Consider the following 26,121-nt stretch of genomic DNA (forward strand, 5'->3'; position numbering starts at 1 on the left):
CCGTAAAGAAGGTAGTTATATGTCGAATTCAACGTTTTACAACAATCAAAGCTTCCAACATATCCTTGCGATCACTGAAGAAATCATTCTTGAGAAGGGCTGCCGCAGTACGACCTTAAAGGATATTATTGAAAAATCGGGATTATCAAAAGGGGCCATTTATCACTATGTCGAAAGTAAGGATGAATTATTTGGGCTTATCTTAAAATCCAAAATTGAAGAAATGAATGAAACTTTTCATAAGGGCATTACTCAATCTATCAAACAACACCCATCCTCAGACTTCGGAAGCTTTAATATGGTCAGTCAGTTTTTCCAATCGCGGAAAAATGCCCATGATACAGGCAACTTAATTTTTATCTATTTATTAAGTCAAGATAATGAGAAGGTAAAAAAAATACTCCAGGATATTTTTAATTATACGAAAGAAACGGGAACCAGATGGATCAAAATGGGGCAGGAGAATGGAGTGATTCCTGCGAGTATTGATGCAGAAAAAATGTCTACCTTGATGATGACATTTTCCTATGGTATTCGGGTCACACAAATCTTATCCTCGGATGAAAAGGATCTGGTGGACATGAGAGATATCTTTAAAGTAATCAGCAAAAGCCTAACGTAATCCCCTATGAGGGGATTTATAACCCATTACAAACCGACAGTCGGTTTGTAAAATCGCAGAGGGAACTTTCATGGAAATTCAAAAAATTAGGTGCAAGGAGTTAAAGACTGTCCTTCAATTTTATAGGGAGATTTCCTCTGATTTAAGGCAAAAGGGAATCCAACAGTGGGATCGATATTACCCCAATCGGTTTATTGTTAAATCGGATTTAAAAGAAGGAAATCTCTATGGTATCCTATCAGACAATCATTTAGTCGGTGCGGTTGTAGTGGATACGAATCAAAGCAAAAAATATCGTAAACTTTACTGGGAAGATGAGGAGGGGAACCCTTTGGTTATCCACCGTTTAGCCGTTCATCCTTTATACCAAGGCAAGGGATATGGAAAGCGGCTCCTTCATTTTGCTGAAGAATTTGCCCGTTTACATGAATATACCAGTATTCGTCTTGACGTCTTTAGTGTAAATGATGGAGCAGTGAAAATGTACGAACGGGCAGGCTATCAAGATCGAGGAACGATTCACTTTCCATTCCGGTCAGCACCTTATATATGTTATGAAAAAATAATGGGAGGAGATTAACATGAAACATGGAAGGTTTACAATAGGGGCGATGTATGGTGTGATTGGTTTGTTTATGATTTATATTTTTTGGATGTTTCTCCTTAATGGGGTTGAGAATGCCCCTATGGTTAAAGGGAAGATGGAAGACCGAAATTTCTCGGTGTCGACATGGAAATGGTTTTTCTATCCTCATATTTTATTAGGGACAATCTCGCTGGCAATTGGCCCGTTTCAATTAACAAAGTTAAGTCAGAAAAAAATACATCTTCATAAACGGCTTGGTAAAGTATATGCAGTAGCTATTTTTATCAATATTCTAATGGTTCCTTACCTCACGCTATCCGCAACTGGGGGTAAGGGGTCAACGATTGCCTTTCTTATTCTTGACCTCTTTTGGTTGTGGACGACATCAATGGGTGTGATAAAAGCTGCCCAACGAAAAATACCGGCCCATAAGGAATGGATTCTCCGCAGTTATGCAATAACCTGGGTCTTTGTAACCTTTCGAGTAGTTATGATTCCCCTCTTGATTTTTCTAGAGAAATCGCTGGCTTTTCCACTGGCAGTCTATTTAGGGATTGGGATAAATCTTTTATTTATTGAGTGGCGTAATCGAAAAAACAAACGGGTGAGAAAGAATGGGGAAATTAACTCCATTCATCCCATTGTTTAATCATTTTAAAAGTAGGGACCTGCTAATTGTTATTTTAGTAAAGAATTTTCAAATAATTATTAACTATTAAGTTTTTTTCAGGTATAATGTTTCAAACAATGATAGAGAGGTTTATGACATGAATGCATTTATTAAAAATCAAATTGAATTATTTCAAGAGCAAAATAAGAACCGTGGAAGGCTATTGGTAAGCTGCCCGGACCAACCAGGGATTGTTTCGGCGATTTCTAAATTTTTATTTTCCCATAATGCTAATATTATCGAATCAAGTCAGTATTCTACCAATCCAGAAGGGGGCACCTTTTTTATCCGAATTGAGTTTGAGTGCCCGGGGCTTAAGGAAAAAGCTCAGGAAATGGAGGAACAGTTCGTTGATATTGCTGAACATTTCTCAATGGAATGGAAATTTACGCATGCTTACAATATTAAAAAGGCCGCCATTTTTGTATCTAAGGAACTTCATTGCTTACTTGAATTATTATGGGAATGGCAAAGTGGGGATTTAATGGCTGATATTGCCCTCGTTATAAGTAATCATGAAAATGCAAGAGAGGTTGTCGAAGGATTTAATATCCCGTTTCATTATATTCCAGCCAGTAAGGATATTCGTCAACAAGCAGAGGCAGAGCAGCTTAAGCTTTTAAAAGAATATAAGATTGATTTCGTTGTCCTGGCTCGCTATATGCAGATCTTAACGCCCAATTTTATTAAGGAAAATCCAAATAAAATTATTAATATTCACCATTCGTTTTTACCGGCATTTGTGGGCGCTAGACCGTATGAACGGGCATTTGACCGCGGGGTAAAATTAATTGGTGCTACTTCCCATTATGTAACGAATGATCTTGATGAAGGACCGATTATCGAACAGGATATCAGCCGGGTCGGACACCATGATAATGTGGATAGCCTTAAGAAAATTGGCCGGAGAATTGAACGAAGCGTGTTGGCTCGTGCTGTAAAATGGCATGTAGAGGACCGAATTATCGTTCATCAGAATAAAACCATTGTTTTCTAATAAACAAATGAAAAAGCCGTTATGGCTTTTTTTTATTTCCCTTTTATGGTTGGAAAAACAACGAGAAGGCATTCAAGTGATGTATCACATTTTTGCCTATTAATTTAACAATTTGTTCATAATTTGGTAATAATACATGGGCATCCTACCATCTGTAAAACTAAAAACCATTTTTAGGAGGAAGTTACAAGATGAAAAAGATGCTGATGAATTATTTTTTTGCTATTCCTTTGATGATTGCACTTTTGGTCCCACTCCAAGTATTTGCTGACACACAGGCAAATGAACAAACTCCATCCACAGAGGTCCATATTCATGGTCATGGTCACTTCAAACTCAATCCTGAATTTATAAAAAGGCAAGCTGAATCATTAGGGATTAAAACAGAAGGCAAAGATACAGAGACCATCGCCAAAGAAGTTAGGGAAGCTATGATTAAAAAGAAGGCTGAGGAACTTGGGATTAATACAAAAGGGAAAGAAATTGAGTCACTTGCCACAGAGGTCTTTGAAACTACCATTAAAAACGAGGCTAAAAAGTTGGGGATTTCGACAGAAGGGAAAGACCTTCGGGATGTAGCCAGAGAAATTCATGAAACTCAAATAAAAAACGAGGCAAAAGAGTTGGGGATTTCAACAGAAGGAAAGGATCTTCGAGATGTTGCCCGATCTGTTCGTGAAACTCAAATAAAAAAAGAAGCAAAAGAATTAGGGATAGCAACTGATAATAAGAACTTTCATCAAATAGCCCATGAAGTACGCAATAAAAAGATTTTCCAAGCGGCAGAGAAGCTGGGGTTAGACATAAAAAATAAATCTGCAGAAGAGCTTTTCAATGAGATCATGACAAAACATGCCGATAAGGTAAACGAGTTAAATCTTTTTCCACATAAAGATCGAATGATGCATTTCTTTAAAGGCGCAAAAGGTGAATAAATCGAAAAAAGCAGGTTCAATCCTTTTTGAACCTGCTTTTTTAAATATAAGGTAATAGACAACACAAGGGTAAGGTCCAAAGCTTTTTCATTGTATAGGTAACTTAATTCATAATATGATGGAAACTATAGGATAACAGAAAACAAATTTATCTTTTTCAAAGGAACTGACAAATGGATTGGACACCTGAACGAAAATCAAAAACACCCATTTATAAACAACTTGCTGTTTATATTGAGAATGGAATTGCTGATGGAACTTTTCCAGCTGATAAACCTTTGCCTTCGGAAAGAGGTTTGGCTAAAGAGCTTGGAATAAACAGGAGCACAGTTATTGCGGCCTATGACGAGTTGGAATCAAATGGCCTGATTAATCGTAACAGGGGAAGCGGGACAACTATCAGTAAAGATATCTGGGGAATTACCAAGAAACGGATTCCAAGTTGGAACAGGTATATTGAGGCCGGGTCGTTTCTGCCTAACCTGCCTGTAACACAAAGAATACATAAAGAAATGGCGGAGCACAAACTCATCAATTTAGCTAGCGGTGAATTGTCGCAGGATTTATTTCCAATGAAGGCTCTACGCGATATTACATCTAATCGTTCTTTTATTGGTTCACTTGGATATGACCATCCACAGGGGAATGTCATTCTCCGGGAAACACTATCTAACCATGTTAAACAATTTCGTGGGATCGAGACGGACCCAACTTCGATTTTAGTTACATCAGGGGCGCAGCAAGCCTTGCATCTCGTCATTCAATGCTTGTTAAAACCCGGGGATGCTGTCGCAATAGAAGATCCTTCCTACCATTATAATCTGCCGGTTTTTAAATCAGCAGGAGTCAAAACGTATTTTTTAAAAGTGGATAAGGACGGGATAGACCCCGAGGAAATCACCGCTTTATACAAAAAACATAGAATTAAAATGATTTTTTTGAGTCCAATTTTTCAAAATCCCACCGGTACCTTATTGGATTTTAGCAAGCGGAAAAGGGTACTTGAATTATCATCTGAGTATGGGATCCCAATCGTAGAAGATGATCCGTACAGTTTAACCTCTTATAGCGGTGAACAGATGAAGACTCTTAAATCATTAGATCGTAATGGCAATGTATTATATATTAGTTCCTTAACAAAAATTGTAGCTTCGGGATTACGGATTGGCTGGATTATCGGACCCAGGGCCGTCATCGAGAGATTATCTGATGCAAAACAGCAAGTAGATTTTGGACACGCCAGTTACAGCCAATGGGTTGCTAATGACTTTTTAGACTCAGTGGATTTTACTGATCATATTAAGTATCTAGTTAAAAAGTTAGAAAGCAGGAGAGATCAAATAGTTGTCAGTCTGCAGTCCTTTTTAAGAGAGGACGTTGATTTTACGATCCCTAATGGCGGCATTCATATATGGTGTAAGATAAAAAAAGAACTGAATGAAATTCAATTGCTAGAAGAGTCGATTAAAAGAGGAGTTATTTTTGTGCCGGGTTCGACAATGGGATCGAAAAAAGGATTTGTCCGTTTTACTTATTCTAGGGAAAATGAAGAGAATATCCATGAAGGAATCAAGAGGTTCGCTGACGCATTAAACGAGATTTTAAAATAGAAAAAGGATAGCTGTATACGTGCTATCCTTTTTCTATTAACACATTTGTATAATCTTCCTAGCTGAATCGAATCCGTTTTGGATACAATCGGGGATGCCCACTCCATAATAGGAACAACCGGCAAGGATAATTCCTGGGTAATCGGCTGCCAGTTTGCTTTCAAGCGCCGCAACACTTTTTGGATGACTAATCAAGTAATTTGGCATCTGATCAGACCATTTGGTGACAATACTTGTAAGGGGCTCGGCATTAAGCTTTAGACTTTTTTGGATATCCCTAAGTGCAATTTTCAGCAGTTCTTTTTTATCCATTTTTTCTAAGGAAGCAAAAGAAGGATGGCTGCTTTTATAAAACAGTCTTACAAGCAGATTGCCGGATGTTGAAGTATGTTCCCATTTCCGGCTTGTCCAAGTGCAGGCGTTGCAAGACAATTCATCTGAATTTGCGGTGATAAACCCTGTCCCGTCGGCAGGAAGAACACTGTCAGGCACGTCAAAGCCAACATAGACACTAATAAGTGAACTGTTTTTGAAATTTGAATACGCGGATTTTAGTTCCGGATCATCAATTAAATCTTCAGCCGCTGTATTTGGAATACTTAGTACCACAAAATCGGCTGCGATGATTTCCTGGTTGTTAAGATACACTTGATAAAGGGAGTTTTCTTTTACAATTTTATTGATTTTTGTCTTTTTTAAAATCTCCACGTCATTAAGCTGGCTTTCAAATGCGTCAATCAGTGAATCTAATCCCTTTTGAAAAGAAAGAAATTTTCTTTCCCCGCCCTTAAATTTCTGTTTATTAGCCTCAAGACCTTTGATGATGCTTCCATATTGTTCCTTGTAATCAATCAGATACGGAAGGGTAGATGCGAGTGTCAAGTCACTTAGATTTCCCGAGTATACACCGGAAAGGACAGGGGATATTTGTTTTTCCACTATTTCGGTACCAAGGAAATACTCAAGAAAGGAACCGATGGAGTCGTTTTTAGTAAACGTTTCATTTTTTGTATAAAAATCTTTAAGTGCCGCCACTTTACCTTCTGCCGAAATGAGCGTGCTGTTAGCCAAGGATTCAATACTTGCGGGAATACCAAACACAGCATCCTCCGGAATAAGCTTTAATTCTTCATCCGTATAAATATAGGAACGGCCTGTCGCATTATAGACAACTTCTTTTTCTAACCCAAGTTCTTCGATTAGAGTCATCGTCTCCATTTTACGTGCCACAATGGAATCTGCTCCGGTTTCCATAATATATCCACTTTGGTTTATGGTTCTGATTTTCCCGCCAAGCTGCTCTGCCGCTTCTGCTAAAACCAGCCTAACATCTGATCTATTTGATTTTTTCCATTTTTGTAATTCATACATGGCAGCCAATCCTGTAATTCCGCCACCGACTACTACAATTGTTTTCACTCTTGCCACCTCTTATGTTGCTCATATTTTGTATCTCCTAGTGTACCATACCAGGGAAGCTGAAATCATATTGGCAATATCGAAAAAAAACATTAAAAAAATAGAGGAATAAAAAAGCCCAGTTTATTGAACTGAGCCACCGTGCATTATTGGTCTTTTTCTGAATTGAATACTTGAAAACAGCAGATTTATTAAAATGAAAATTTCTGAAGGTTATCAGAAAGAAGGCTATAGGCGATTATTTTCTTCTTGTCATGTTTGACTACATCAATGCGATCATGATATCGGTACAAAAACAACTTGATCTCTTTGTTGCCTCTTCTAGTATCAATGATGAGTGGAGGCTCACTGTTGTCTGGGTTTAAAAATAAATCCTCTGTACCTGGAAATATATAGTGTTTCTTTAAAAAGATTGCTTCGTTAAAATCATGTATCACTTTCGTTTTGTTGTTACCTTCAAGAGGTTTTCCGTCGATCGTTAAGGTAATATCCTCTTCATTGAGTTTTGAGTGTGTTTCAAACTTCCTGATTAACCAATTTACAGAACCGGTTGGAAGGCAGGTAACTAATATTTTAACTAAACTAAGAAGGATTATTGAAATAATAGTCCACATCATATTGATCATCTCCGTTTAACATCTTACTATATTGGTTATATATTAGGTTAACCAAATGTAAATCCCTAGGGAAATTATCGCTAGAAATATAATAACAATATAGATTAATGACAAATTTATGGTATTTCTTTTTGCCGAACTACTGTAATTTTCATCAGACTTTCCAGTTAACAGCAGCGTAGCAACAGCTGCAATAATTAAAATCAACGTAACTAAGCCAAACATTATATTCATGATACACCTCGTAAACTGAAAGATTTAATTATGCTCAAATTTTAATAATCTAATCATAACGTAACTGGATGGAAAATTAACCATCCAATTTACACGAAATTAGACCATCCACTTAAGTGAAAGACATAATTAGAGATTTTATTTAAATCGTTCACTTTCAATAGGAGAGTTTTATTAAGTAATGTGAAATGTTTCACAAAATGTTCACGTATAGTCCGGTAACGGAACTACTTTATCAAGTATATTAACACTATATTCATATTGTTTATGTTATATAGGGGGTTTTTATTATGAAAAAGATATTTCAGATTCTGGTAATGGTGGGTTTGATCATGACACCATTTATTGCCGAAGCACATGTAAAGTGGTTCACTACTGTTAAGCCGCATAAGGAGTCAATTGAACATATAGTATCACCAGCATTTCTATTTTTTGCACTAGTGGCAGCGGTTGTGTTAGCTTCATTGACGTTAATTATTCCAAAAATGGCTGAATGGGGACCCATGATAAATTGGGAAAATCGTTTATCTAGTTTAAGAAAGTATTCTCGTTATATCCTAAAATATGGAACGGCGATTGCGCTGATCATCCAAATGGTCAACGGAACATTATTTGCTCCTGAGTTTCATATTCATAACACTGCAGCGGTCGTTTTAACATGGGTCACGATTGGCTTTTTATTAATCCCGCACCATATCTCCACTAAACTTGGTGCAACAATTTTACTAGGATTATTTATTTATGAAACGATCCATCATGGCGTCTTCCATATGTTAGACTACGGGTTCTATGTTGCCATTATTGGGGTCTTATTGGTAGGAAATACAAAGCTGGAAAAAGTAGGCTTCCCGTTTTTATATTTAGGTACTGGATTGTCACTTAGCTGGGTAGCCGTGGAAAAATGGGTATATCCGGATATGGCCTTAGATATTGTTGCCCACCACCACGTCCCTACATTTGGTTTTGCACCGGATTTATTTGTGGTCATGGCCGCGTTTATTGAATTTGTCGTTGGATATTTATTAGTAGTCGGTATTTTAAACAGAGTGCTTGGATTTGTTGTAACAGGTATTTTTATATCAACAACTATGCTATTTGGCATGACTGAAGTGATTGGCCATTTCATGATTCATATCGTGTTAGTAATCTTTATCATCGAAGGTGTATCCTTCTACAACCCGCCCATTAAAATGCACAAAACGAAGCTGGACCAATTTATCTTTGTATTCCTGAATTTTATTTTCGTACTAGCTACATTCTTATTGATTTACTATCGATTCGCCTAAGGATGTATGAAGAATTATTAACCTAAACAATCCACCCATGTTCATTGGGTGGATTGTTTAGGTTAGAACGGATAAAGATAATATGTAGCCAAACCAATAATGATCCCAGTGATCGCCCCACCAAAAACTTCAATGGGCTGGTGACCTAATAATTCTTTTAGTTTTTCACGAGACTCGGGTTTCTTTATTTTCGGATTCTTTAACGTTTCAATTAGTGAATTAAAATCAATTAATAAAGCATTTAAGATTTCGGCATGATATCCCGCATGTCTGCGAACGCCCGTCGCATCATGCATAACAATTGCCGAAACAACCACACAAATGGCAAATTCATTTGATTTGAATCCAGACATCAATCCAATCACTGTCGTTAAGGAGATAATGGTCGATGTATGCGAACTAGGCATTCCGCCCGTACTGAACATCAAATTCCATTTTAGTTCTCTTGTTGAGATAAAATGTATGGGAATTTTTACAAATTGCGCTATCAGCATCCCCATAAGGGCAGCCAGAATGGGACAGGATAAAAACATATATAATCCTCCTTATCCTTCAATAAAATTTTAACACCTTCTGAAACTCCATTAAGAGTAGAGGCGGATATCCCAGTTATATTTATTTACCCTTCATTTATTTAATATAGACTATTTTAAATAAAAAATGGTAAGATTCACAAAAATAATCCCATAAAACAAAACTTAAGGCATGTGTATAACTTTTCTGTATGCGGTACCATTACAAAAAGATTTTATAGTAAAAAGTTCCTTTTAACTTCCAAAAATCGTGCTATAATAGTCCATATTCATTTGACAATCATTATAAAATTCATAATAAATTGAAAAGAAGTGTAGCGGTATGAACAAACTCGCAGTTAAAATTAAGCCTAGAACCGTTTTTTTGTTAGATAAGTATTTTACAGGTGAATCGATTGATTATAAGAAATTATTTGCGATTATCACGCCTATTTTTGTTGATCAAGCTTTCTTGATTATTATGAGTCTATTAAACACCGCCATGGTCAGCTCTGCTGGGGTTGCTGCTGTAAGTGCAGTGAGTATGGTGGATTCATTGAACATATTCTTAGTTAACGTCTTTATTGCAGTAGCAACAGGTGGTACGGTCATGGTGGCCCAATATAAAGGCAGCGGCAATTCAGAGATGGTGTCCAAAACTGCCACGCAAGCCATTTCAGCGGTTACCTTATTTTCTGTAGTCCTTAGTGCCTTGGTGATCATCTTCCATACGCCAACCTTAAGCCTTTTATTCGGCAGGGCAGAAGCCGAAGTATTTCAAAATGCCAGAATTTATTTAATTGGCAGTTGTCTTTCTTATCCACTCATCGCCATTTTTCAAGCTGTAACGGGGGCACTAAGAGGAGTCGGTGAGACCAAACCATGCCTGAATTTATCCTTATTAATGAATTTAACCAATACCATTCTAAACGTTTTATTGATTACCTTTTTTGATATGGGGGTGGAAGGGCTTGTCATTTCCACCATTTTTGCGAGACTGCTAGGTGTGGTTGCGGCAGTCATTTATATTATTAAATACAATGAAACCATCCGATATAAATTGACCAATGCGTTACATATTGATATTTCTATTTTAAAGAAAGTCATGTTTATTGGCCTTCCCTTTGCGGCTGAACAGTTATTCTTCAATGGCGGAAAGCTGTTAACACAAACATTTATTGTCCAATTAGGAACACTTGCATTGACGTCTTATGCGATTGGCAATTCGATTGCCCTGTTATTTCAAATTGGCCCCAATTCATTAAGTATTGCGATTGTAACAGTAGTGGGACAATGTATCGGAAGAAGGAACGTCCAGGATGCCAGGAAATTTATTATTTCCATGATGGGACTAGGCACGATCCTGTTTGTACTTGCGGATGCCGTGCTGATCCCTTTGTTTCCGATCCTAATTAAACTATTCAGCCCGCCGGTTGAAATTATTCCCACAATTTTTATGATGATTTTAATTTCGGCAGTTGGTCATCCATTATTATGGCCAGCAAGCTTTATTATGCCATCGGCCTTAAGGGCAGCAGGGGATTCAAACTTTACATCGATTGCCTCCTTGCTCTCAATGTGGCTATTGCGTGTCATCTTAGGATATTTATTGGGAATTACGTTTGGATTTGGAATTATCGGTGTTTGGGTAGCGATGAATATCGAGTGGGGAATGCGTACATTAATCTTTATTTTGCGATTTAAAGGAAAGAAGTGGTATGCGCATAAGCTGGTGTGACGATCACCCAGAACTATAGGTAGTGTATCAAAGAATAAAGCTGCCAATGGCAGCTTTATTCTTTTGATATTTATGCAACACTCATGGAATTCTTTCCTTTAATAATTTTTACAAATAAAAAACGAACAATGGGTCCCATTATTAGTAGTTGCAGAGGAAAAGCAACGATAAAGTTCTTAATGACAATGGAGAAGTAGCTAGTAATCATGGATCCTGTCCTTACTCCGTTATTAAGGAAGGCGGTTCCAAGTCCGTATAAAGACATAAACAGTACCATTCCTACTACCATACAAAAAGATATCGCTAAAATGACATAGACTTTTTTGGATTTGTCATAAGGAAGCATAAATGCCACTTTTTTTGCTGTTGGACCAACAAGAAATAGATCCAGAAACAATGCTATCATAAATCCAATGGCCCCTTCGATAAACATTTCTCCTACGGACAGTTCACCAATCAATCCATTTAGAAATAAATTATAAACCGACATAATTAAAACCATTCCAAAACACATCATCGTTCCAAATAAAATACTTTCTCTCTTAGTTGTAGGCATTTCTCAATCTTCCCTTCCTTTTATCTTTCGTATTATAGCGATAGTAGTAACCTCTTCATAAGTGAACGTTTTGTGAACATTAGTTAGAAAATCTAAATATTGTGCTTTTACCTAAAATAAACTAAGAGAATATACTCATAATTACTGTTGAAAATATAGAAATATTTTAAATAAAGGACTTTCGCCCTACCAAAAAATTATATATACTGGAAAAGAAAAATTGAGGGGGAATAGGAAGTGCTTTATAGTATTGTATTATTTTTACACATCATAGGCGCTGTGGTTATGTTTGTGGCAGTGGGAATTACGTTATTAGCGATGATTTCCATGCTGAATTCAAAGACTACAGACACATTGAGAAATTGGGCTGCATTGGCCGTTAAATTGGATGGGTTGCTGCCTTTTAGTGTTCTTTTGATTTTAGTACCAGGGTTATATCTTGTGTTTACTCGGTGGGGATGGGGAAATCCGTGGATTGAACTTTCATTGGCTCTGTTGATTGTTATGACATTGATGGGTCCAATTATTAATCTACGTCGATTAAAGGCGATATTAAATGCTGCAATTGCAGAAAAGGAAGTAGTGCCATCAGCTGTTTTATTGGAAAAGGTAAGAGATCGGGTGTTATGGAATTCAGTCATGATTATGACAATGCTTGCGTTAGCGATTGTTTTTTTAATGACAGTGAAGGTATCTATCGTAGGTTCGATTGTTGCGATCGTGATAGCAGTTGTTCTTGGATTCATGACAGCTAGTATCCTGTTAAATCGGACTTCAACTAAGGTATCAATCTCAAATAAGAAAACAAATTCCATTAATTAAGAGATACATAGAGTGGGGGAGAGTCCGGTTTGGATTTTCTCCTATTTTTATTTTAAGCAGCAACTTGTCTGTCAAATTAGAATTATCGTGGGGTCAAGTGGGTCCTGCTCCAAGAAGCTAAAATACAACTGTACCTTTCGTAGAAAATAAAATATTGATATATTTTCTCTTTGTGTAATAATTAAGAATAATCAGCAAGTTATGAAAAACAAGGAGAGAGTAAGATGACTAATATCAAAACGGCCATTGTGGTTGGCGGCGGGATTGGCGGACTTGTGACTGCCCTAAAACTTCACCGCGTTGGCGTGTCAGTGCGTGTTTTTGAAAGTGTAGAAACAATTAAAGCTCTCGGTGTTGGAATTAACCTATTACCACATGCAGTTAGAGTTTTAACCGAACTAGGTTTAGAGGGTGAACTACAAAAAATAGGCTTACCAACAGCCGAACTCCTTTATGTTAACAAATTTGGTCAAAATATTTGGCGGGAGCCTCGAGGCGTTGAGGCGGGGTACCACTGGCCGCAATACTCCATACACCGTGGAAAGCTGCAAATGTTGTTATTGGATGCTGTTAAAAAGGAACTTGGGGAAGCAGCAGTGTTTACCGGACATCATTTAAAATCATTCCAAACCTTTGGCGATATAGTGACAGCGCAGTTTGAAAACCGAAAAACAGGCGAGAGTCTAGGGTCTTACTATGCTGACATCATGATTGCGGCCGATGGGATTCATTCCGTTGCAAGAAAATTTTATTATCCTGATGAAGGACTGCCTAAATTTAGTGGACGAATTTTATGGCGTGGTATTACAGAGTCTACACCTTTTCTAACAGGAAGATCCATGATAATGGCAGGCTACCAGGATCAAAAATTTGTCGCCTATCCCGTTTGCCCCGACACCGCAGCAAAAGGAGGTTCGCTTGTTAACTGGATTGCGGAACTAGCGGTTGAAGATGAAATGCCTTCGAGGGCAGATTGGAATCGGAAAATTGACAAGGAGATCTTTGCACCGGCCTTTGCGTCATGGGATTTTGGCTGGCTAAATGTGCCAAAGTTGATTGATGAAACAGATGCTGTTTATGAATTCCCAATGGTGGACCGGGATCCCCTGCCGCAGTGGACCTTTGGGCGTGTTACTTTATTAGGGGATGCAGCACATCCCATGTATCCAATTGGCTCTAATGGTGCTTCACAAGCGATACTTGATGCTGATGCTTTGGGAGAAGCGATTTTGGAGCATCACGATGCTGAACTAGCTTTGAAGGCTTACGAGGAGGCTAGATTAGAACCAACAGCAAACATTGTCACATCCAATCGGAAGAATGGTCCAGAAGTTGTCATGCAAATCGTCGAAGAGCGGGCTCCAAATGGTTATACCCATTTAGAAGATGTGGTTTCATATGAGGAATTAAAGGAAATCTCTACTAGATATAAGCAAATTGCCGGTTTCGATAAGGAAAAGCTGAATAGTAAACTAGGAGTCAAATCATGATTGAACATATCGTCTTACTTAAATTTTCGTCAAAAACTACTAAAGAACAGAAGGAAGAATTAATTCGCCGAACGTTATCTTTAAAAAGTGTGATACCTGGGATTGTTGATATTCAGCAGGGGGCTAATTTTTCGAACCGTAGTCAGGGTTTTGAAATGGGCTTGACGGTCCGCTTTGAAGACAAAACTTCATTAGCAAACTATGGCCCGCATCCAGCACATCAAGAGGTATTCAGTTATTTGAAGGAGATTGGCTTGGAAGATAGTATTATTGTGGATTTTGAATTTTAGTTATTTTTTTAAGTAAGGACTTTAACGCTCTAACGCGTTCTTGCTTTTTGGTAGTAGGATAATATCAGTAGGTAACACTGATTTTATCCTATTTTTTTTATGCTGATATTATAAATGGTGACAGGCACCGTGTGTTTGGGAATATCACTTTATTAGTTATTAAATACTACGATTAGGTGAAATTTTGATGTTAATTAATTTACATTCCATTTCAAAGTGGTATTATTGTAAGTATATAATTTTTAAAGGCTTGTACTATTACTAGGTACTAATTCTTAGAAATTTCAAAAAAGACACAGTTTTATTTAGAAAAGTGTTTTTTAAATTATTAGATTGGAGATTGACCACAGTGGATTTGAAATCATTGTTAGCACCAGAACACTTTAATTTAGCAAGTGAAATATCAAAGCATGTATCTGATAAAATTGCTTTGAAATGGGAAAATGAAAATGGCGAGTTTAATACATTAACTTATGATGAGCTAAATAAAAAGGCAAACAAATTAGCTAATAGTTTAACGAAACTAGGTCTTCGTAAAGGGGATCGCATCGTTGTCATGACTACTCGATTAATCGAGTCCTATGTGATTTATCTAGCCTGTTTAAAGGCAGGAATTGTTATTAGCCCTTCTTCTGAATTGCTTCGTGCAAAAGATTTAGTTTATCGTTTAAATCACTCCGAAGCGAAAGCTGTTATTTCCTACTACAATTTAATTCAAGAATTTGAAAATATCACAGAGGAAACACCATTTCTTCAATATCAAATTGCCTTCGGTCAGGAAGTACCTAATTGGCTCTCAATGGAAGCATTGATGGAAGAAGAGCCTGAAACGTTTACTGATGCAGATACCTTAAAAGAGGATGTGGCCTTTTTAGCTTATACATCTGGTACCACAGGACAGCCAAAAGGGGTCGTTCACAGTCATGGCTGGGGATATGCTCATGTACGAATTGCCGCTTCAAAATGGCTCAACATCAGTGAAGACGATCTTGTTTGGGCAACAGCTGCACCAGGCTGGCAGAAATGGGTTTGGAGTCCTTTCTTGTCGATATTAGGTTCCGGTGCAACTGGATTTGTCTATAATGGAAGATTCCAGCCGCATAAATACTTGCAGCTTCTTCAAGACAACAAGGTCAATGTTTTATGCTGTACACCTACAGAGTATCGGATGATGGCAAAATTAGATGACCTTTCAAATTTCGATCTCACCCCATTACATACAGCCGTTTCTGCAGGTGAGGCACTAAACCGTGAAGTGATTGATGTCTTTAAAAATGAATTTAACATTCTAATCCGTGACGGTTATGGCCAGACTGAAAGTACTTTATTGATTGCGAATCTGAACATTGATGAGAGTAAATTAGGTTCAATGGGCAAGCCTCTAATGCCTGAATTTATAGAGGTAGTAAATGATGAAGGACAGCCAGCTCCAGTAAAGGAAGTGGGGACGATTGCGATTAAAAAGGATTTCCCGGCCCTTTTTCAACATTATTATAAGAATCAAGAATCCACTGCCGCGTCTTATCTAGGTGACTACTTTTTAACTGGAGACCGTGCTTTTAGAGACGAGGACAATTATTATTGGTTCCAGGGAAGAAAAGATGATGTCATCATTAGCTCCGGCTATACGATTGGACCTTTTGAAGTGGAAGATGCGTTAATGAAACATAAAGCGGTAAAAGAGTGTGCTGTTGTTGCCGCACCTGATCCTGTAAGAGGCAATGTTGTAAAAGCGTGCGTGGTATTAAAAGATGGGGTTAACGGTACACCTGAGTTAACGAAAGAATTGCAAAGTTTTGTGAAAAACTTAACTGCTCCTTATAAGTATCCACGTGTAATTGAATACATGGAAGCACTGCCTAAGACCGATTCAGGAAAAATCCGCCGGGTAGCTTTGAGGGTGCAACAATAAATTTTATAATGATAAAGGATGCTATAGCCATATGGGTTATAGCATTTTTTTATTTGAAGGGCTAGTAAACAACTTCCATAAAACGAACAAGCTTTTTTTAGAAATTTTAAAAAAATTCTATGACATAAGCAATTTGGATGTTGATTATTGGGAAAAGGAATTGTATAATATAAAATTAATCCTACCTGAATAGTGTGAATTGAAGTTTCGGAACATTGCGAGATTTATTCTGCTAGATAGATAGACATACATAAGGAGAGATTGATATGTTTTGGACGTATTTAGCTTTTATCATAGCATTCTTCTTCGCGATGAATATTGGAGCAAGCGGAACCGCCGCATCCATGGGGTCGGCCTATGGTGCAGATGCGATAAGGAATAAATGGCTTGCTATGGTTTTAGTAGCCATCGCCGCTTTTTTAGGAGCTGTTCTTGGCGGCGGGGAGGTCGTTAAGACAATAGGAAGTGGGATTATTCCTTCGAAAATCCTTACGATTGAACTAGTGGTTCTTATTTTAGCTGGTGCAACCCTAACCTTGTTTATTGCAAATTTAATGGGAATCCCTCTTTCCACAAGTGAAGTTACTGTTGGGGCCATCGTAGGTGCGGGAATCGCCTATAAAAGTTTGTTCATTAATAGTCTAATTGTTATTATTTCTTTTTGGATTATTGTTCCAGTAGTTTCCTTCATCATTACGTTTATTTTTGGAAAACTGATTGCCAAATCTGAAAAGCGCTGGCCAAGTTTGACAAAGCAAGGAAAATGGAAAAAATGGCTGGGGAGGATCCTTGTTTTGGGGGGATGCTTTGAAGCCTTTTCTGCAGGGATGAACAATGTGGCCAATGCCGTTGGACCGTTAGTCGGAGCAGGTATGCTTTCTACCTCCAAAGGGATTTGGATCGGTGGACTATTTGTTGCTATAGGGGCAATTCTCCTAGGGGGCAGGGTAATCGAAACAAATGGGAAGAAAATTACAAAACTATCCCTATTAGAAGGCAGTGCGGTTTCGTTTACTGGTGGGGCTTTAGTTACGATTGCTTCTATCTTTGGGCTGCCGATTCCATTAACTCAAGTAACCACATGTGGAATCTTGGGTATCGGGGCATCACAAAAAGGAATTGGCTTTTGGCAAAAAGCTGTGATTAGAAAGATATTGAAAGTCTGGTTAATTTCACCTTTAGCTTCTTTGGTTATTTCTTATACATTGATTAACTTGTTAATTAAAACAAATTTTTACAATATCATCGTAATAGTAAGTACTTTAATTGCTGCATTAGGGACGTTAAGCCTTTATGCCAATATTCGTAAAGAAAACAGCACGATTCATGACGAGGGTGGCGGGATCTAAATTGCTGCCTATATAAACAAATAGAGCTCCAGGCTTTCATCCATTTTGCGATGAAGTCTGGAGCTGCTTCTTTTTAAGGACTTGGTGGGATTCAAACCCACAAGATACGTTACAGTCTTCATAGGATGACTGCAAGTTGCTCTATCATTGAGCTACAAGTCCTATCTATAAAATGCCCTTAATATGCAGTTTTATACAATAACCACGCTCTTATCTTCATTTTTTTCTTCATCTTCATAAATCTTTCTTAAATTAAAAATATGTGCAAATATTCCTATTATATAATGTTATATAATAGAAATATATTTATTCATTTTTTCTTAACTAACATCAACTAACTTTAAATATAATACAAAAACGTACCTATTTTGAGGAGGGTGTAGATGGACGTTCAGTCTAATCAGCAGGCAAATGAAGTAGAAAAGCTGCGTCTACAGGTCGCTGAACTGGAACGGAAGAACCAGGAGCTTTCAAAGCAAATTCGTGTAAACGAATCTTTATATCAAGGAATATTGGACGCTTTACCGATTAATATCTTCTTGGAAGATCCGGAAGGGCGCACCCTCTATGCCAATAAACAAGTATGCCTATCGAATGGTGTAAGTTTGGATAAAATCGTAGGAAAGACGATTTTTGATTACTTTCCACGTGAAATCGCCGAAATGAATCGTGCTTATGACCTTGAAGTTTGGAAGAAGCGGCAGCTAATCACTAGGGAATTTCCAAGTGGATATAAAGGTGAGGAGCATCATATGTTTTCTGGAAAAACCATTATCCATATTGATGAATCGGATGAAGACGTATTACTAGGTTTTGCTTTAGAGATAACCGACCGGGTCAGAGCTGAAAATCGCTTAAAAGAGAGTGAAGAGAAGTTCAGAAGTTTAACAGAGCAGGCTGCAGATAGTTTTTTCTTAATCGGAACAGATGGAATGATTACGGAAGTTAATCCGACTGCTTGTGAAGTATTAAATTTTTCTAAGGAAGAACTGCTCAAGATGAGTACTGAAATGGTCTTTTCAAAGCTTCCAGAAAAAATAAAACACTTAAAGATTGAATCCAAAGAGCAGGCTTCCAGTAATTTTGAGGATATGATGATGGGGAATCACGAAATTCAAATTCCGGTAGATATCAATATTCGCCTCATTCATATTGGGGAAAACCAAATGTATTTTGCCCTTTGCCGAGATATTCGAGATAAAAAAAGAGCTGAAGAACAAATCAAACATATGGCGTTTCATGATGCCTTAACTGGTCTGCCCAATCGTTGGGCAATCCAGTCCATTTTAGAGGAGCATATGGCCAAAAAGAATGAATCCCCAAGTCTATTGGGCTTCCTTTTATTGGACTTGGACTATTTCAAAGTTGTAAATGATAGCTTGGGACACGAAGCGGGAGATTTGCTGCTTCAGGAAGTTTCAAAAAGGCTGCAATCAGCAACGGAGCATAGAGAGGTTAAACTGGCCCGGTTTGGCGGGGATGAATTTATCGCTCTAATCCCTCAATTATCTAGTGAAAAGGAAATAACCGGAATTTGCGAGCGGATTATGGATGTAATGGCGGCCCCATTCCTAATAAAGGGGCAAAAGCTGAATATCTCAACCAGTATGGGGATTAGTTTCTATCCTAAGGATGGGACAGACCTTAATTCCCTCATTAAAAACGCTGACCTTGCGATGTATGGTTCTAAGGAACTGGGAAGAAGCTGCTATAGTTTATACCATCCTGAGATGAAACATCATGCGAATAAACGGATGGACCTGGAAATTCTGTTAAGAAGGGCATTGGATGAAAATGAGTTTATCCTCCATTATCAACCCAAAGTAAACTTACAAACAGGTGAAATCAAAGCGGTGGAGGCTTTAATTCGGTGGAAAAATAAACTCGGCCAACTTATTCTTCCTAATGCCTTTATCCCTATCGCCGAAGAAACCGGTCTGATTGTTCAAATAGGTGAGTGGGTAATGCGGGAAGCCTGCAGGCAGTGTAAAGAATGGCAGGATTTAGGCTTTGGAAATATCACCATAAGTGTCAATTTGTCACCAAAACAATTTCAAAGACACAACCTGATGGAGATGATTCTTTCCGTCCTTGAAGAGACCGGTTTATCCCCTGATTCCCTCGAATTAGAGGTAACAGAAGGGATGGTCATGAAAAATCCAGAAGAAGCTGTGCGGGTTTTACAAAAACTAAAACAAGTTGGAATTAAGATATCCATCGACGATTTCGGCACTGGATTTTCTTCGCTGAGCTATTTAAAATTATTCCCAATTGATACACTTAAGCTAGACCGCACGTTTATGGCTAACATCGAAAGGGACGACACAGATGCAAAGATTGCTTCTGCTGTTATTTCCTTGGCTCATAATTTGAAAATGAATGTCGTTGCCGAGGGCGTAGAAAATGGTGGACAGTATGACTTTCTTGTCAATCGTTCTTGCGACTTTGCTCAAGGAAACTATATTAGTAAACCTGTTGAAGCGCAGGAAGTAAAAAGGCTGCTGGTGAACGATGAAGAATCTCTAATGATAACTTAATAATGTGATTGATTTTTATACACAATAGGAGAATGTTTTGACCACTTTCCTATTGTGTATAAACTTATTCTTCCCTTATAGTCTGATGCTGGACGCTTTCTGCAAAGTCTATTACGCCCCAATCCATCGGACTCTTTTTTTTAATCTCATCTAACGTTTTTTGGTGCTGTCCGGAATTGTTATTTTCATTCCTTGGATTCATTTTTTCTTTTACCAATGTAATCACTCCTTTATTAATGTTCATATTATTTACTCCATAAATAGAACTTATCCCAGCCATTTTTCGTCCTCAAAAAGCTCATTTGGTGTTATGATGATAAATAATCCATTACATATTTTTAACAACTTTTTGGGGGAAGAACTATAATGGCAGAAGTTAAATCAGTGAAGATTGATGGGGAAATCATCCACATATTTAAAAGTGCGATATATGTGTTTGAAGCAAGTTCAGGATTCACATTAGAGTTGGACCTTATCGTTAGTGAAGTTGTCGTAAATAAATATAAAAAAGAAGATCATCTCATTATTGAAATAGAATTAGAAGATGGCAGGATCATTCATTCGATTATGAATGTTAAAGTCCTAGCAGGGGGCTTGCCGCAGCTTAATTTATTTTGTGAACTTGATGACGCCGATGACTATTATTTTTTAGACCAGGTAAATGAGAATGATTCATGGTTTTCAAATCTTGAAGAAGGCATCACAATCGAAGAAATACGAAAAGTAGAGATGCCAGATGAAACTATTAATTTAAAACTAAAACTGCCTATTGATCAAGTAGAATGGTTAAAAAATCAAAAAAAGGCACAACTCAATGAAATGTTTAAGGAATTTATTTATTACCATTGGAAAAAAATAGATCAATGATCTGCTCCAGTTAGAATGAAGGAGTTAGGTCAAACGATTGGGTCTGTTTTACATCGTCCGCACTGGTTGCTGTTACCTTCATTTGCGATGAAATTAGTCCTTGGGCAAAAGAGTCGACTAGTATTAGAGGGACAGAATGTTGACCCCGTGTCTTGAAACGTGAAGGCTTTGAATTCTCGTACCCTTCCCTTAAACCTGCCCTGGAGGATTTACTGTTAAATGAAAAGAGCATCCAATAATTAAGACTTATTGGATGCTAAATCTTCTCGGTCGGCTGCTTTCGGAGGTTCTTCCATCCAGCCATTATCAATCAATATATTAGCTCCATCTTCGACGTATACCAACATTTCCGCCAGTGAGCGCATATACATGGACCCTATATCTCTTCTTCCATTTACCGCGATTGAATTCCCAAATGATCGTATCTTCATCGAGAACATATCAACTTTGTGGAAGACCATTAATTTATCGGAAAAAGGTGAAAAGGTAGATTCTGTTACTAAATGGTCGATCTGAGTGGGGAAAGGTAAATTATCCTTTTGTAATTTTTCACTATATTGTTTGACGGATCGATCGGTTATTTCACGGCCTCGAATGAGAAATTGTCGGACCTTTTCATCTTTTGCAACCTGACTAAAAGCGATTAATAAGGCTTTGCTGGTTGTGTTATTTTCGATGTTATCGTAAAGATGTGTAATTTCGAGTGCGTGGAGGGAGCGAACATCTCCGAAAAATCCTTTTAAGTAATTTTGTTTTTTTACAAAATCTACTTTTTCGGGTATAGGCAGAATAGGAGGTTTTATGATTAGACCTTTTGTCATTAATACATCGTTCAGCTGACCAAGAAACGTAATTGTAGAGATATTGCAATAAATAAAAAAGTCTCTGATATCTTCTCTGAGCACTAAAGGAATTGCAACATTATACAAACTTAACCCTGCTTTTCCCGCATATTTTAAATAGTGAACATAAAATTCATCTTGAAATAAACGAGGTGCCCCAAGATTTACATCGTCTTTTGTAAAACCAACAGGAATCGGATAGTTCTCCTTTGATAGGAACTGCTCGATCGTCTGCATGAAATCCTCAGTCAATCCCAAGCCGTTTTCTACTAAAAGTCGAATATCCTCATCCTCAATATGTTTAAGGAAGTATTTTAAAATCCAATTTGACATACTATTTCCCACATAAGTTGCCCAAAGTTTCCCCATATCAGCTGCAGTTAGCTTTGCATTTGGTTTTAATTTGTTTGGGCTTAGTTTTAACGGTTTAATAACTTTATTAGGCTGCATCTAGAATACCCCTTAACTCATTTTTCTTAGTTTTTTCTAACAAAATAAATTTATTCTAGGGACTTGTTCCATTAAGATTCGAATATTTAAGCTGTTTTTGAGGAAAATAGTTTTGTATGTTACGGAATAGGAGTGATATTTCATGGAACAAAATCTTTACGAAAAAGTTGGCGGACAAGAAGCAATTGGAAAAGTGGTTGATTATTTTTATAATGAATTAGTGTTAAAGGATCAGACTGTCAATCAATTTTTTGAACACACCGATATGGAAAAGCAAAAGAAACATCAAACTAAATTTATCAGTTTTGCCCTTGGCGGACCAAACCAATATTCTGGTCAATCAATGGCGAAAGCACATCATGGGATGAATTTGCAGCCGGAACATTTTAATGCAATTGTAAACCATCTGCATGATGCCCTTGCTCATTTTGGTGTGAGTGAAGCTGATATTGATCAGGCTTTAACTAGGGTAGCGTCCTTACGTGAAGATATCTTGTACCAGTAGAAAAAGCGAAAAAGGGACCTATTTCGGGTCCCATTTGTCTTTTATAAAAGTCTTAAAGGATATCAAACCATACGGGAGTTTCATCTTTAGGGTCGCCATTGTAATTGATTAGGATTTCTTCGCCCTCATTTATATCGGTATGGGCATAAAAGTCAATCGTTTTTTGAGTTAAGTTGAGCTTGTATAACGCATTTGGTGTATAGGAATGGTTAAATAGCGAACCATAGCCTAATGCCAGTGCACATTCCTCTAAGTTTTCGCCCCACCAAAATACATACTCTATAAATACTGTCTTCTTTAAGTGTCTGTATTCTTCACTTGGGGAAATAATCACCGGGGCCTCATGAATCAGCTCACCCTTACGAATATTACTTGTTGCAAAGATGCCTCTGCCATATTTACAAGCTTTTACCTCTAACACTTCATTCACCGCCCATTAATCATTCCATTTGGATTTTTTACTACTCTATGCCAGACGGTCGCAGTTTGACTATGTCTATTTGAGAGCAGAAAAGGCTTAGGTATCTGATTGTGGTTTTTACAATTCGGGCAAAATAAAAAGCACCTAGAGGGTGCTCTTTAGCTTACTTTTGTGGCTTTTCTATAAGATAGTAAGAAACAAACTTATAAAACAAAAAAGTAAGGGGCAAAACCAATATATAAATAGCTAAAGAATAAATAAGATGCCAGCCTTTGTAAACAAATACATGTAAATAGACTAATAAGAGTTCAACCCCCACACCTGCCAAAGACCATCCGATGAAATACAACACTAATCCGAACCCTTTAAATTTATAATAATCATAAATATAAATAAAAAGGTATCCAAAAGCGGGATATACACCATATAGAGCCAGATCAAAAAATTCATATTGAAATGTGTCATTTAAATCATATAGATTAAGTGGTTTTACAGCCAACGTGGTGTCCATTATTTTTGGAAACGATATGCTTAATAGAACTAGATGCGGTGTAATTTTTTTAGGAATTCTTTTTGGAAGAAAGATAAAAACAAAAATATTGAAAAGTAAAGCTAAAATAATTGCCCATTCATTTCCGTCGAACTTACTTGGAAAGTATAGTAACATTACGAATACCTCATAAGGCGTTTATATCGATACCATTTCCATGTTAGGAACGTAAGTAAAACGGTACTAATCCATTCTAGTAAAGATAAAATCAAACTATAATGTAAATTTTTTAATACACCTAAATCAATAAAAAGAAACTCAATACCTGAAAGTAAAAAAACCGTTACGATTAACGTTAAAAATTTAAAGAGTTTCGGTTTCAATCTCAGATAAATATCGAACATAATGACAATGAATTGTGGAAAAAGGATAAACCTTTTAAAAAAGTGAACCCAAAAGTTACCATACCCACTTGAAACCTCAATGACTCTAAAATTAATGATCAGAACGGTAGAAATGAAATGAGTTATTAACCAAACTGTCATCCATATAAAAAATATTTCAAAAAGATGAAGCTTTTTTTGATAACAGCAAAAGGAAATTGTCAGTAAACCTAAAAAGTACATAAATAGTGAAAGGGTCATGGTCTCACCTGGAATATTTTAATGCTTATTGTTTATCGTAGAGGCGTCTTTTATACAAATATGATTGTACGTTATTCCTTCTTTGTCTGCTGCTGAAGAATAGATAACCTTAGCTAAGACATCCTAAAAATAAGAAAGTGGGATGTAGGAGGTAGTTTATATGATAACCTTAGATGATATCATTCTTGCCCGTGAAAAAATGAAGGGAATTGTCCACACAACTCCCTTAGATTTTTCACAAACCTTCAGCAGTATTTCAGCCAATAACAAAGTCTATCTAAAGCTGGAAAACTTGCAGAAAACAGGGTCTTTTAAAGTGAGAGGATCCTATAATAAAATGATTTCTTTAACGGATGAGGAATTACATAAAGGGGTTGTGGCCGCATCAGCCGGAAATCACGCTCAGGGTGTTGCCTATTCAAGTCAAATGTTAGGAATTCCTTGCACCATTGTTATGCCAAAGGGGGCGCCGCTTAGTAAAGTGTCAGCGACCAGGCAATATGGAGCGAAGGTTGTACTTCAGGGACAAACATTCGATGATGCACTTGCCTATGCTTTAGAACTAAAGGAGCAGATGGGGGCAACATTTGTCCATGCCTTTGATGATGACTCCGTTATAGCGGGGCAGGGGACGGTTGGTTTAGAAATTCTCGAACAGCTTCCAGATGTGGAAGCGATTATGGTTCCAGTGGGGGGAGGCGGACTTATTGGCGGCATTGCATTGGCTGTTAAAGAGAAGAATCCCCATGTCCGTGTTTTTGGTGTTCAAGCGATGGCTTGCCCAAGCATGAAACAATCATTAGTAGAAAATGGGCCTGTAAGGGTGGAGTCTACGCCGACAATGGCAGACGGAATTGCCGTCAAGAAACCGGGCTTACATAATTTTGAACTGGTTGAAAAGTATGTAGATGATATTATTTGTGTCGATGAAATGGAAATTGCCAGGACCATGCTGCTTCTGTTAGAACGAAATAAGCTGCTTGTGGAAGGATCAGGGGCTGTTTCGTTAGCGTCACTTTTATATCAGAAGGTTAACTTTAAAGAGAAGAATGTGGTTGCGGTTATCAGCGGCGGTAATGTAGATGTGAATTTTATCTCACGGATTATTGAACGTGGGATGGTGGAGTCGGGAAGGTACGCTAATTTTTCAATGATTGTAAAAGATAAGCCAGGTGAACTGCAAAAGGTGCTGAGCTCGATTGCTGAGCTGGATGCTAATATACAATCTGTACATCTTGATCATGTGGGCAAGGATATTTATCCTGGCTATGCCCAGCTGGAGCTGGCGTTAGAAACGAAAAATCAGGATCATATTGAGGAGATCAGGAGAGTTTTAAAAAACAGTGGATATGTGGTTAAGGACTCGGACTAGGGGCTTGATTCCCAGTGGTAGTGTCCGAATCAGAATCTGGTTCCGACGGGCGATTTCATAGCTGTCAGTGTCAGAAGGAGAACTAGGTTCCGACAGGCGATCTAATTTCTTAGCTGTCAGTGTCCGAAGTAGAGCCAACTTCAGACAAGCGATTTCGATTTTCAGGTGACTTTGTCCGAAGTAGAGCCAACTTCGGACAGGCCAACTCGTTTTTCAGCAGTCAGTGTCCGAACTAAAGCCAACTTCAGACAAGCGATCTCATTTTCCAGGTGTCAGTGTCCGAAGTAGAGTCAACTTCAGACAAGCAATCTCGTTTTTCAGCAGTCAGTGTCCGAACTGGGGCCAACT

25 protein-coding genes, 1 tRNA gene and 1 pseudogene are annotated in these 26,121 nt (G+C 37.7%); 18 read left to right on the forward strand and 9 right to left on the reverse strand.

The window, feature by feature from the left end:
* Positions 1-19 precede the first annotated feature (19 nt).
* The 6 genes from V7077_RS20465 (at position 20) to V7077_RS20490 (ending at position 5,420) form a co-directional block, all read left to right on the forward strand.
* Positions 20-622 carry a TetR/AcrR family transcriptional regulator gene (locus tag V7077_RS20465; RefSeq protein WP_335505338.1) on the forward strand — a complete coding sequence of 201 codons (603 nt, stop codon included), beginning with the start codon at positions 20-22 and terminating at the stop codon, positions 620-622.
* A gap of 70 nt (positions 623-692) precedes the next feature.
* A complete protein-coding gene (locus V7077_RS20470; protein WP_335505340.1) occupies positions 693-1,202 on the forward strand; it encodes a GNAT family N-acetyltransferase in 510 nt (169 codons plus the stop codon).
* 1 nt (position 1,203) lies between these two features.
* Positions 1,204-1,857 carry a DUF2306 domain-containing protein gene (locus tag V7077_RS20475; protein ID WP_335505342.1) on the forward strand — a complete coding sequence of 218 codons (654 nt, stop codon included), beginning with the start codon at positions 1,204-1,206 and terminating at the stop codon, positions 1,855-1,857.
* A gap of 118 nt (positions 1,858-1,975) precedes the next feature.
* Positions 1,976-2,875 carry a formyltetrahydrofolate deformylase gene (gene purU, locus V7077_RS20480; RefSeq protein WP_335505344.1) on the forward strand — a complete coding sequence of 300 codons (900 nt, stop codon included), beginning with the start codon at positions 1,976-1,978 and terminating at the stop codon, positions 2,873-2,875.
* 191 nt (positions 2,876-3,066) lie between these two features.
* A complete protein-coding gene (locus V7077_RS20485; protein WP_335505346.1) occupies positions 3,067-3,810 on the forward strand; it encodes a hypothetical protein in 744 nt (247 codons plus the stop codon).
* A 173-nt stretch (positions 3,811-3,983) separates the two neighbouring features.
* On the forward strand, positions 3,984-5,420 hold the full coding sequence (locus tag V7077_RS20490; RefSeq protein ID WP_335505348.1) for a PLP-dependent aminotransferase family protein: 1,437 nt from the start codon (positions 3,984-3,986) through the stop codon (positions 5,418-5,420).
* Positions 5,421-5,456: 36 nt separating this feature from the next.
* Here V7077_RS20490 and hemG read toward each other — a convergent pair whose 3' ends face one another.
* Both hemG and V7077_RS20500 read right to left on the reverse strand, forming a co-directional pair.
* Positions 5,457-6,839 (reverse strand): protoporphyrinogen oxidase, encoded by a 1,383-nt coding sequence (gene hemG, locus V7077_RS20495; protein ID WP_335505350.1) that lies wholly within the window; start codon positions 6,837-6,839, stop codon positions 5,457-5,459.
* Positions 6,840-7,030: 191 nt separating this feature from the next.
* Positions 7,031-7,456: a YfmQ family protein gene (locus V7077_RS20500; RefSeq protein WP_335505352.1), complete on the reverse strand. Its 426-nt coding sequence runs from the start codon at positions 7,454-7,456 to the stop codon at positions 7,031-7,033.
* A 524-nt stretch (positions 7,457-7,980) separates the two neighbouring features.
* On the opposite strand from V7077_RS20500, the gene V7077_RS20505 reads away from it, so the two are divergent.
* Entirely contained in the window at positions 7,981-8,976 is a 996-nt protein-coding gene (locus V7077_RS20505; protein WP_335505354.1) for a hypothetical protein, read from the forward strand.
* 62 nt (positions 8,977-9,038) lie between these two features.
* On the opposite strand, the gene V7077_RS20510 is transcribed toward V7077_RS20505, so the two are convergent.
* On the reverse strand, positions 9,039-9,509 hold the full coding sequence (locus V7077_RS20510; RefSeq protein WP_335505356.1) for a divergent PAP2 family protein: 471 nt from the start codon (positions 9,507-9,509) through the stop codon (positions 9,039-9,041).
* 322 nt (positions 9,510-9,831) lie between these two features.
* On the opposite strand from V7077_RS20510, the gene V7077_RS20515 reads away from it, so the two are divergent.
* Positions 9,832-11,226 (forward strand): MATE family efflux transporter, encoded by a 1,395-nt coding sequence (locus tag V7077_RS20515; RefSeq protein WP_335505358.1) that lies wholly within the window; start codon positions 9,832-9,834, stop codon positions 11,224-11,226.
* Between the two features lie 70 nt (positions 11,227-11,296).
* Here the strand turns inward: V7077_RS20515 and V7077_RS20520 are convergent, their stop codons facing one another.
* Complete coding sequence (locus V7077_RS20520; protein WP_335505360.1) at positions 11,297-11,782, reverse strand: DUF2798 domain-containing protein; 486 nt, start codon at positions 11,780-11,782, stop codon at positions 11,297-11,299.
* A gap of 237 nt (positions 11,783-12,019) precedes the next feature.
* Here V7077_RS20520 and V7077_RS20525 point away from each other — a divergent pair, with 237 nt between their 5' ends.
* The 5 genes from V7077_RS20525 to V7077_RS20545 all read left to right on the forward strand — a co-directional run bounded on the left by V7077_RS20525 (position 12,020) and on the right by V7077_RS20545 (position 17,645).
* On the forward strand, positions 12,020-12,604 hold the full coding sequence (locus tag V7077_RS20525) for a DUF2269 family protein (protein ID WP_335505362.1): 585 nt from the start codon (positions 12,020-12,022) through the stop codon (positions 12,602-12,604).
* Between the two features lie 224 nt (positions 12,605-12,828).
* Entirely contained in the window at positions 12,829-14,094 is a 1,266-nt protein-coding gene (locus V7077_RS20530) for a flavin-dependent oxidoreductase (protein ID WP_335505364.1), read from the forward strand.
* Positions 14,091-14,384 (forward strand): Dabb family protein, encoded by a 294-nt coding sequence (locus V7077_RS20535; protein WP_335505367.1) that lies wholly within the window; start codon positions 14,091-14,093, stop codon positions 14,382-14,384. Before V7077_RS20530 ends, V7077_RS20535 begins: the two co-directional genes overlap by 4 nt.
* Before the next feature lie 349 nt (positions 14,385-14,733).
* Positions 14,734-16,296 carry an acyl-CoA synthetase gene (locus V7077_RS20540; RefSeq protein WP_335505368.1) on the forward strand — a complete coding sequence of 521 codons (1,563 nt, stop codon included), beginning with the start codon at positions 14,734-14,736 and terminating at the stop codon, positions 16,294-16,296.
* Between the two features lie 266 nt (positions 16,297-16,562).
* The gene (locus tag V7077_RS20545) at positions 16,563-17,645 is read left to right on the forward strand and encodes an inorganic phosphate transporter (protein WP_335505370.1); all 1,083 of its coding nucleotides are present in this window, start codon (positions 16,563-16,565) and stop codon (positions 17,643-17,645) included.
* Positions 17,646-17,721: 76 nt separating this feature from the next.
* Here the strand turns inward: V7077_RS20545 and V7077_RS20550 are convergent.
* Positions 17,722-17,807: transfer RNA gene (locus V7077_RS20550), tRNA-OTHER, on the reverse strand.
* 221 nt (positions 17,808-18,028) lie between these two features.
* Here V7077_RS20550 and V7077_RS20555 point away from each other — a divergent pair.
* Positions 18,029-20,182, forward strand: a complete 2,154-nt coding sequence (locus V7077_RS20555) for a sensor domain-containing protein (RefSeq protein WP_335505372.1) — start codon at positions 18,029-18,031, stop codon at positions 20,180-20,182.
* Positions 20,183-20,246: 64 nt separating this feature from the next.
* Here V7077_RS20555 and V7077_RS20560 read toward each other — a convergent pair whose 3' ends face one another.
* Positions 20,247-20,426, reverse strand: a complete 180-nt coding sequence (locus V7077_RS20560) for a hypothetical protein (RefSeq protein WP_335505374.1) — start codon at positions 20,424-20,426, stop codon at positions 20,247-20,249.
* 122 nt (positions 20,427-20,548) lie between these two features.
* Here V7077_RS20560 and V7077_RS20565 point away from each other — a divergent pair, with 122 nt between their 5' ends.
* The gene (locus V7077_RS20565) at positions 20,549-21,049 is read left to right on the forward strand and encodes a hypothetical protein (protein WP_335505376.1); all 501 of its coding nucleotides are present in this window, start codon (positions 20,549-20,551) and stop codon (positions 21,047-21,049) included.
* A gap of 15 nt (positions 21,050-21,064) precedes the next feature.
* Positions 21,065-21,288: pseudogene (locus tag V7077_RS20570) on the forward strand (DUF1731 domain-containing protein).
* Here the strand turns inward: V7077_RS20570 and V7077_RS20575 are convergent.
* The gene (locus V7077_RS20575) at positions 21,289-22,341 is read right to left on the reverse strand and encodes a DUF3231 family protein (protein WP_335505378.1); all 1,053 of its coding nucleotides are present in this window, start codon (positions 22,339-22,341) and stop codon (positions 21,289-21,291) included. It lies immediately after the preceding pseudogene.
* A gap of 142 nt (positions 22,342-22,483) precedes the next feature.
* Here V7077_RS20575 and V7077_RS20580 point away from each other — a divergent pair, with 142 nt between their 5' ends.
* Complete coding sequence (locus V7077_RS20580) at positions 22,484-22,846, forward strand: group I truncated hemoglobin (RefSeq protein ID WP_335505381.1); 363 nt, start codon at positions 22,484-22,486, stop codon at positions 22,844-22,846.
* A 52-nt stretch (positions 22,847-22,898) separates the two neighbouring features.
* Here the strand turns inward: V7077_RS20580 and V7077_RS20585 are convergent, their stop codons facing one another.
* Positions 22,899-23,267, reverse strand: coding sequence for an SET domain-containing protein (locus tag V7077_RS20585; protein WP_335505383.1), 369 nt, complete (start codon positions 23,265-23,267; stop codon positions 22,899-22,901).
* 163 nt (positions 23,268-23,430) lie between these two features.
* A complete protein-coding gene (locus tag V7077_RS20590) occupies positions 23,431-23,934 on the reverse strand; it encodes a hypothetical protein (RefSeq protein ID WP_335505385.1) in 504 nt (167 codons plus the stop codon).
* Positions 23,935-24,561: 627 nt separating this feature from the next.
* On the opposite strand from V7077_RS20590, the gene ilvA reads away from it, so the two are divergent.
* Positions 24,562-25,773 (forward strand): threonine ammonia-lyase, encoded by a 1,212-nt coding sequence (ilvA, locus tag V7077_RS20595; RefSeq protein WP_335505387.1) that lies wholly within the window; start codon positions 24,562-24,564, stop codon positions 25,771-25,773.
* Positions 25,774-26,121: the final 348 nt, after the last annotated feature.

This window comes from Neobacillus vireti, from assembly GCF_036962465.1.
Lineage (GTDB): Bacteria > Bacillota > Bacilli > Bacillales > Cytobacillaceae > Neobacillus > Neobacillus vireti_B.

Coding starts and splice junctions, on each gene's coding strand:
- V7077_RS20590 (WP_335505385.1), bottom strand. CDS start 23,934: ATGTTACTATACTTTCCAAGTAAGTTCGACGGAAATGAATGGGCAATT.
- V7077_RS20470 (WP_335505340.1), top strand. CDS start 693: ATGGAAATTCAAAAAATTAGGTGCAAGGAGTTAAAGACTGTCCTTCAA.
- purU (WP_335505344.1), top strand. CDS start 1,976: ATGAATGCATTTATTAAAAATCAAATTGAATTATTTCAAGAGCAAAAT.
- V7077_RS20465 (WP_335505338.1), top strand. CDS start 20: ATGTCGAATTCAACGTTTTACAACAATCAAAGCTTCCAACATATCCTT.
- V7077_RS20485 (WP_335505346.1), top strand. CDS start 3,067: ATGAAAAAGATGCTGATGAATTATTTTTTTGCTATTCCTTTGATGATT.
- V7077_RS20555 (WP_335505372.1), top strand. CDS start 18,029: ATGGACGTTCAGTCTAATCAGCAGGCAAATGAAGTAGAAAAGCTGCGT.
- V7077_RS20515 (WP_335505358.1), top strand. CDS start 9,832: ATGAACAAACTCGCAGTTAAAATTAAGCCTAGAACCGTTTTTTTGTTA.
- V7077_RS20560 (WP_335505374.1), bottom strand. CDS start 20,426: ATGAACATTAATAAAGGAGTGATTACATTGGTAAAAGAAAAAATGAAT.
- V7077_RS20500 (WP_335505352.1), bottom strand. CDS start 7,456: ATGATGTGGACTATTATTTCAATAATCCTTCTTAGTTTAGTTAAAATA.
- ilvA (WP_335505387.1), top strand. CDS start 24,562: ATGATAACCTTAGATGATATCATTCTTGCCCGTGAAAAAATGAAGGGA.
- V7077_RS20575 (WP_335505378.1), bottom strand. CDS start 22,341: ATGCAGCCTAATAAAGTTATTAAACCGTTAAAACTAAGCCCAAACAAA.
- V7077_RS20475 (WP_335505342.1), top strand. CDS start 1,204: ATGAAACATGGAAGGTTTACAATAGGGGCGATGTATGGTGTGATTGGT.
- V7077_RS20545 (WP_335505370.1), top strand. CDS start 16,563: ATGTTTTGGACGTATTTAGCTTTTATCATAGCATTCTTCTTCGCGATG.
- V7077_RS20505 (WP_335505354.1), top strand. CDS start 7,981: ATGAAAAAGATATTTCAGATTCTGGTAATGGTGGGTTTGATCATGACA.
- V7077_RS20565 (WP_335505376.1), top strand. CDS start 20,549: ATGGCAGAAGTTAAATCAGTGAAGATTGATGGGGAAATCATCCACATA.
- V7077_RS20490 (WP_335505348.1), top strand. CDS start 3,984: ATGGATTGGACACCTGAACGAAAATCAAAAACACCCATTTATAAACAA.
- V7077_RS20510 (WP_335505356.1), bottom strand. CDS start 9,509: ATGTTTTTATCCTGTCCCATTCTGGCTGCCCTTATGGGGATGCTGATA.
- V7077_RS20520 (WP_335505360.1), bottom strand. CDS start 11,782: ATGCCTACAACTAAGAGAGAAAGTATTTTATTTGGAACGATGATGTGT.
- V7077_RS20530 (WP_335505364.1), top strand. CDS start 12,829: ATGACTAATATCAAAACGGCCATTGTGGTTGGCGGCGGGATTGGCGGA.
- V7077_RS20535 (WP_335505367.1), top strand. CDS start 14,091: ATGATTGAACATATCGTCTTACTTAAATTTTCGTCAAAAACTACTAAA.
- V7077_RS20580 (WP_335505381.1), top strand. CDS start 22,484: ATGGAACAAAATCTTTACGAAAAAGTTGGCGGACAAGAAGCAATTGGA.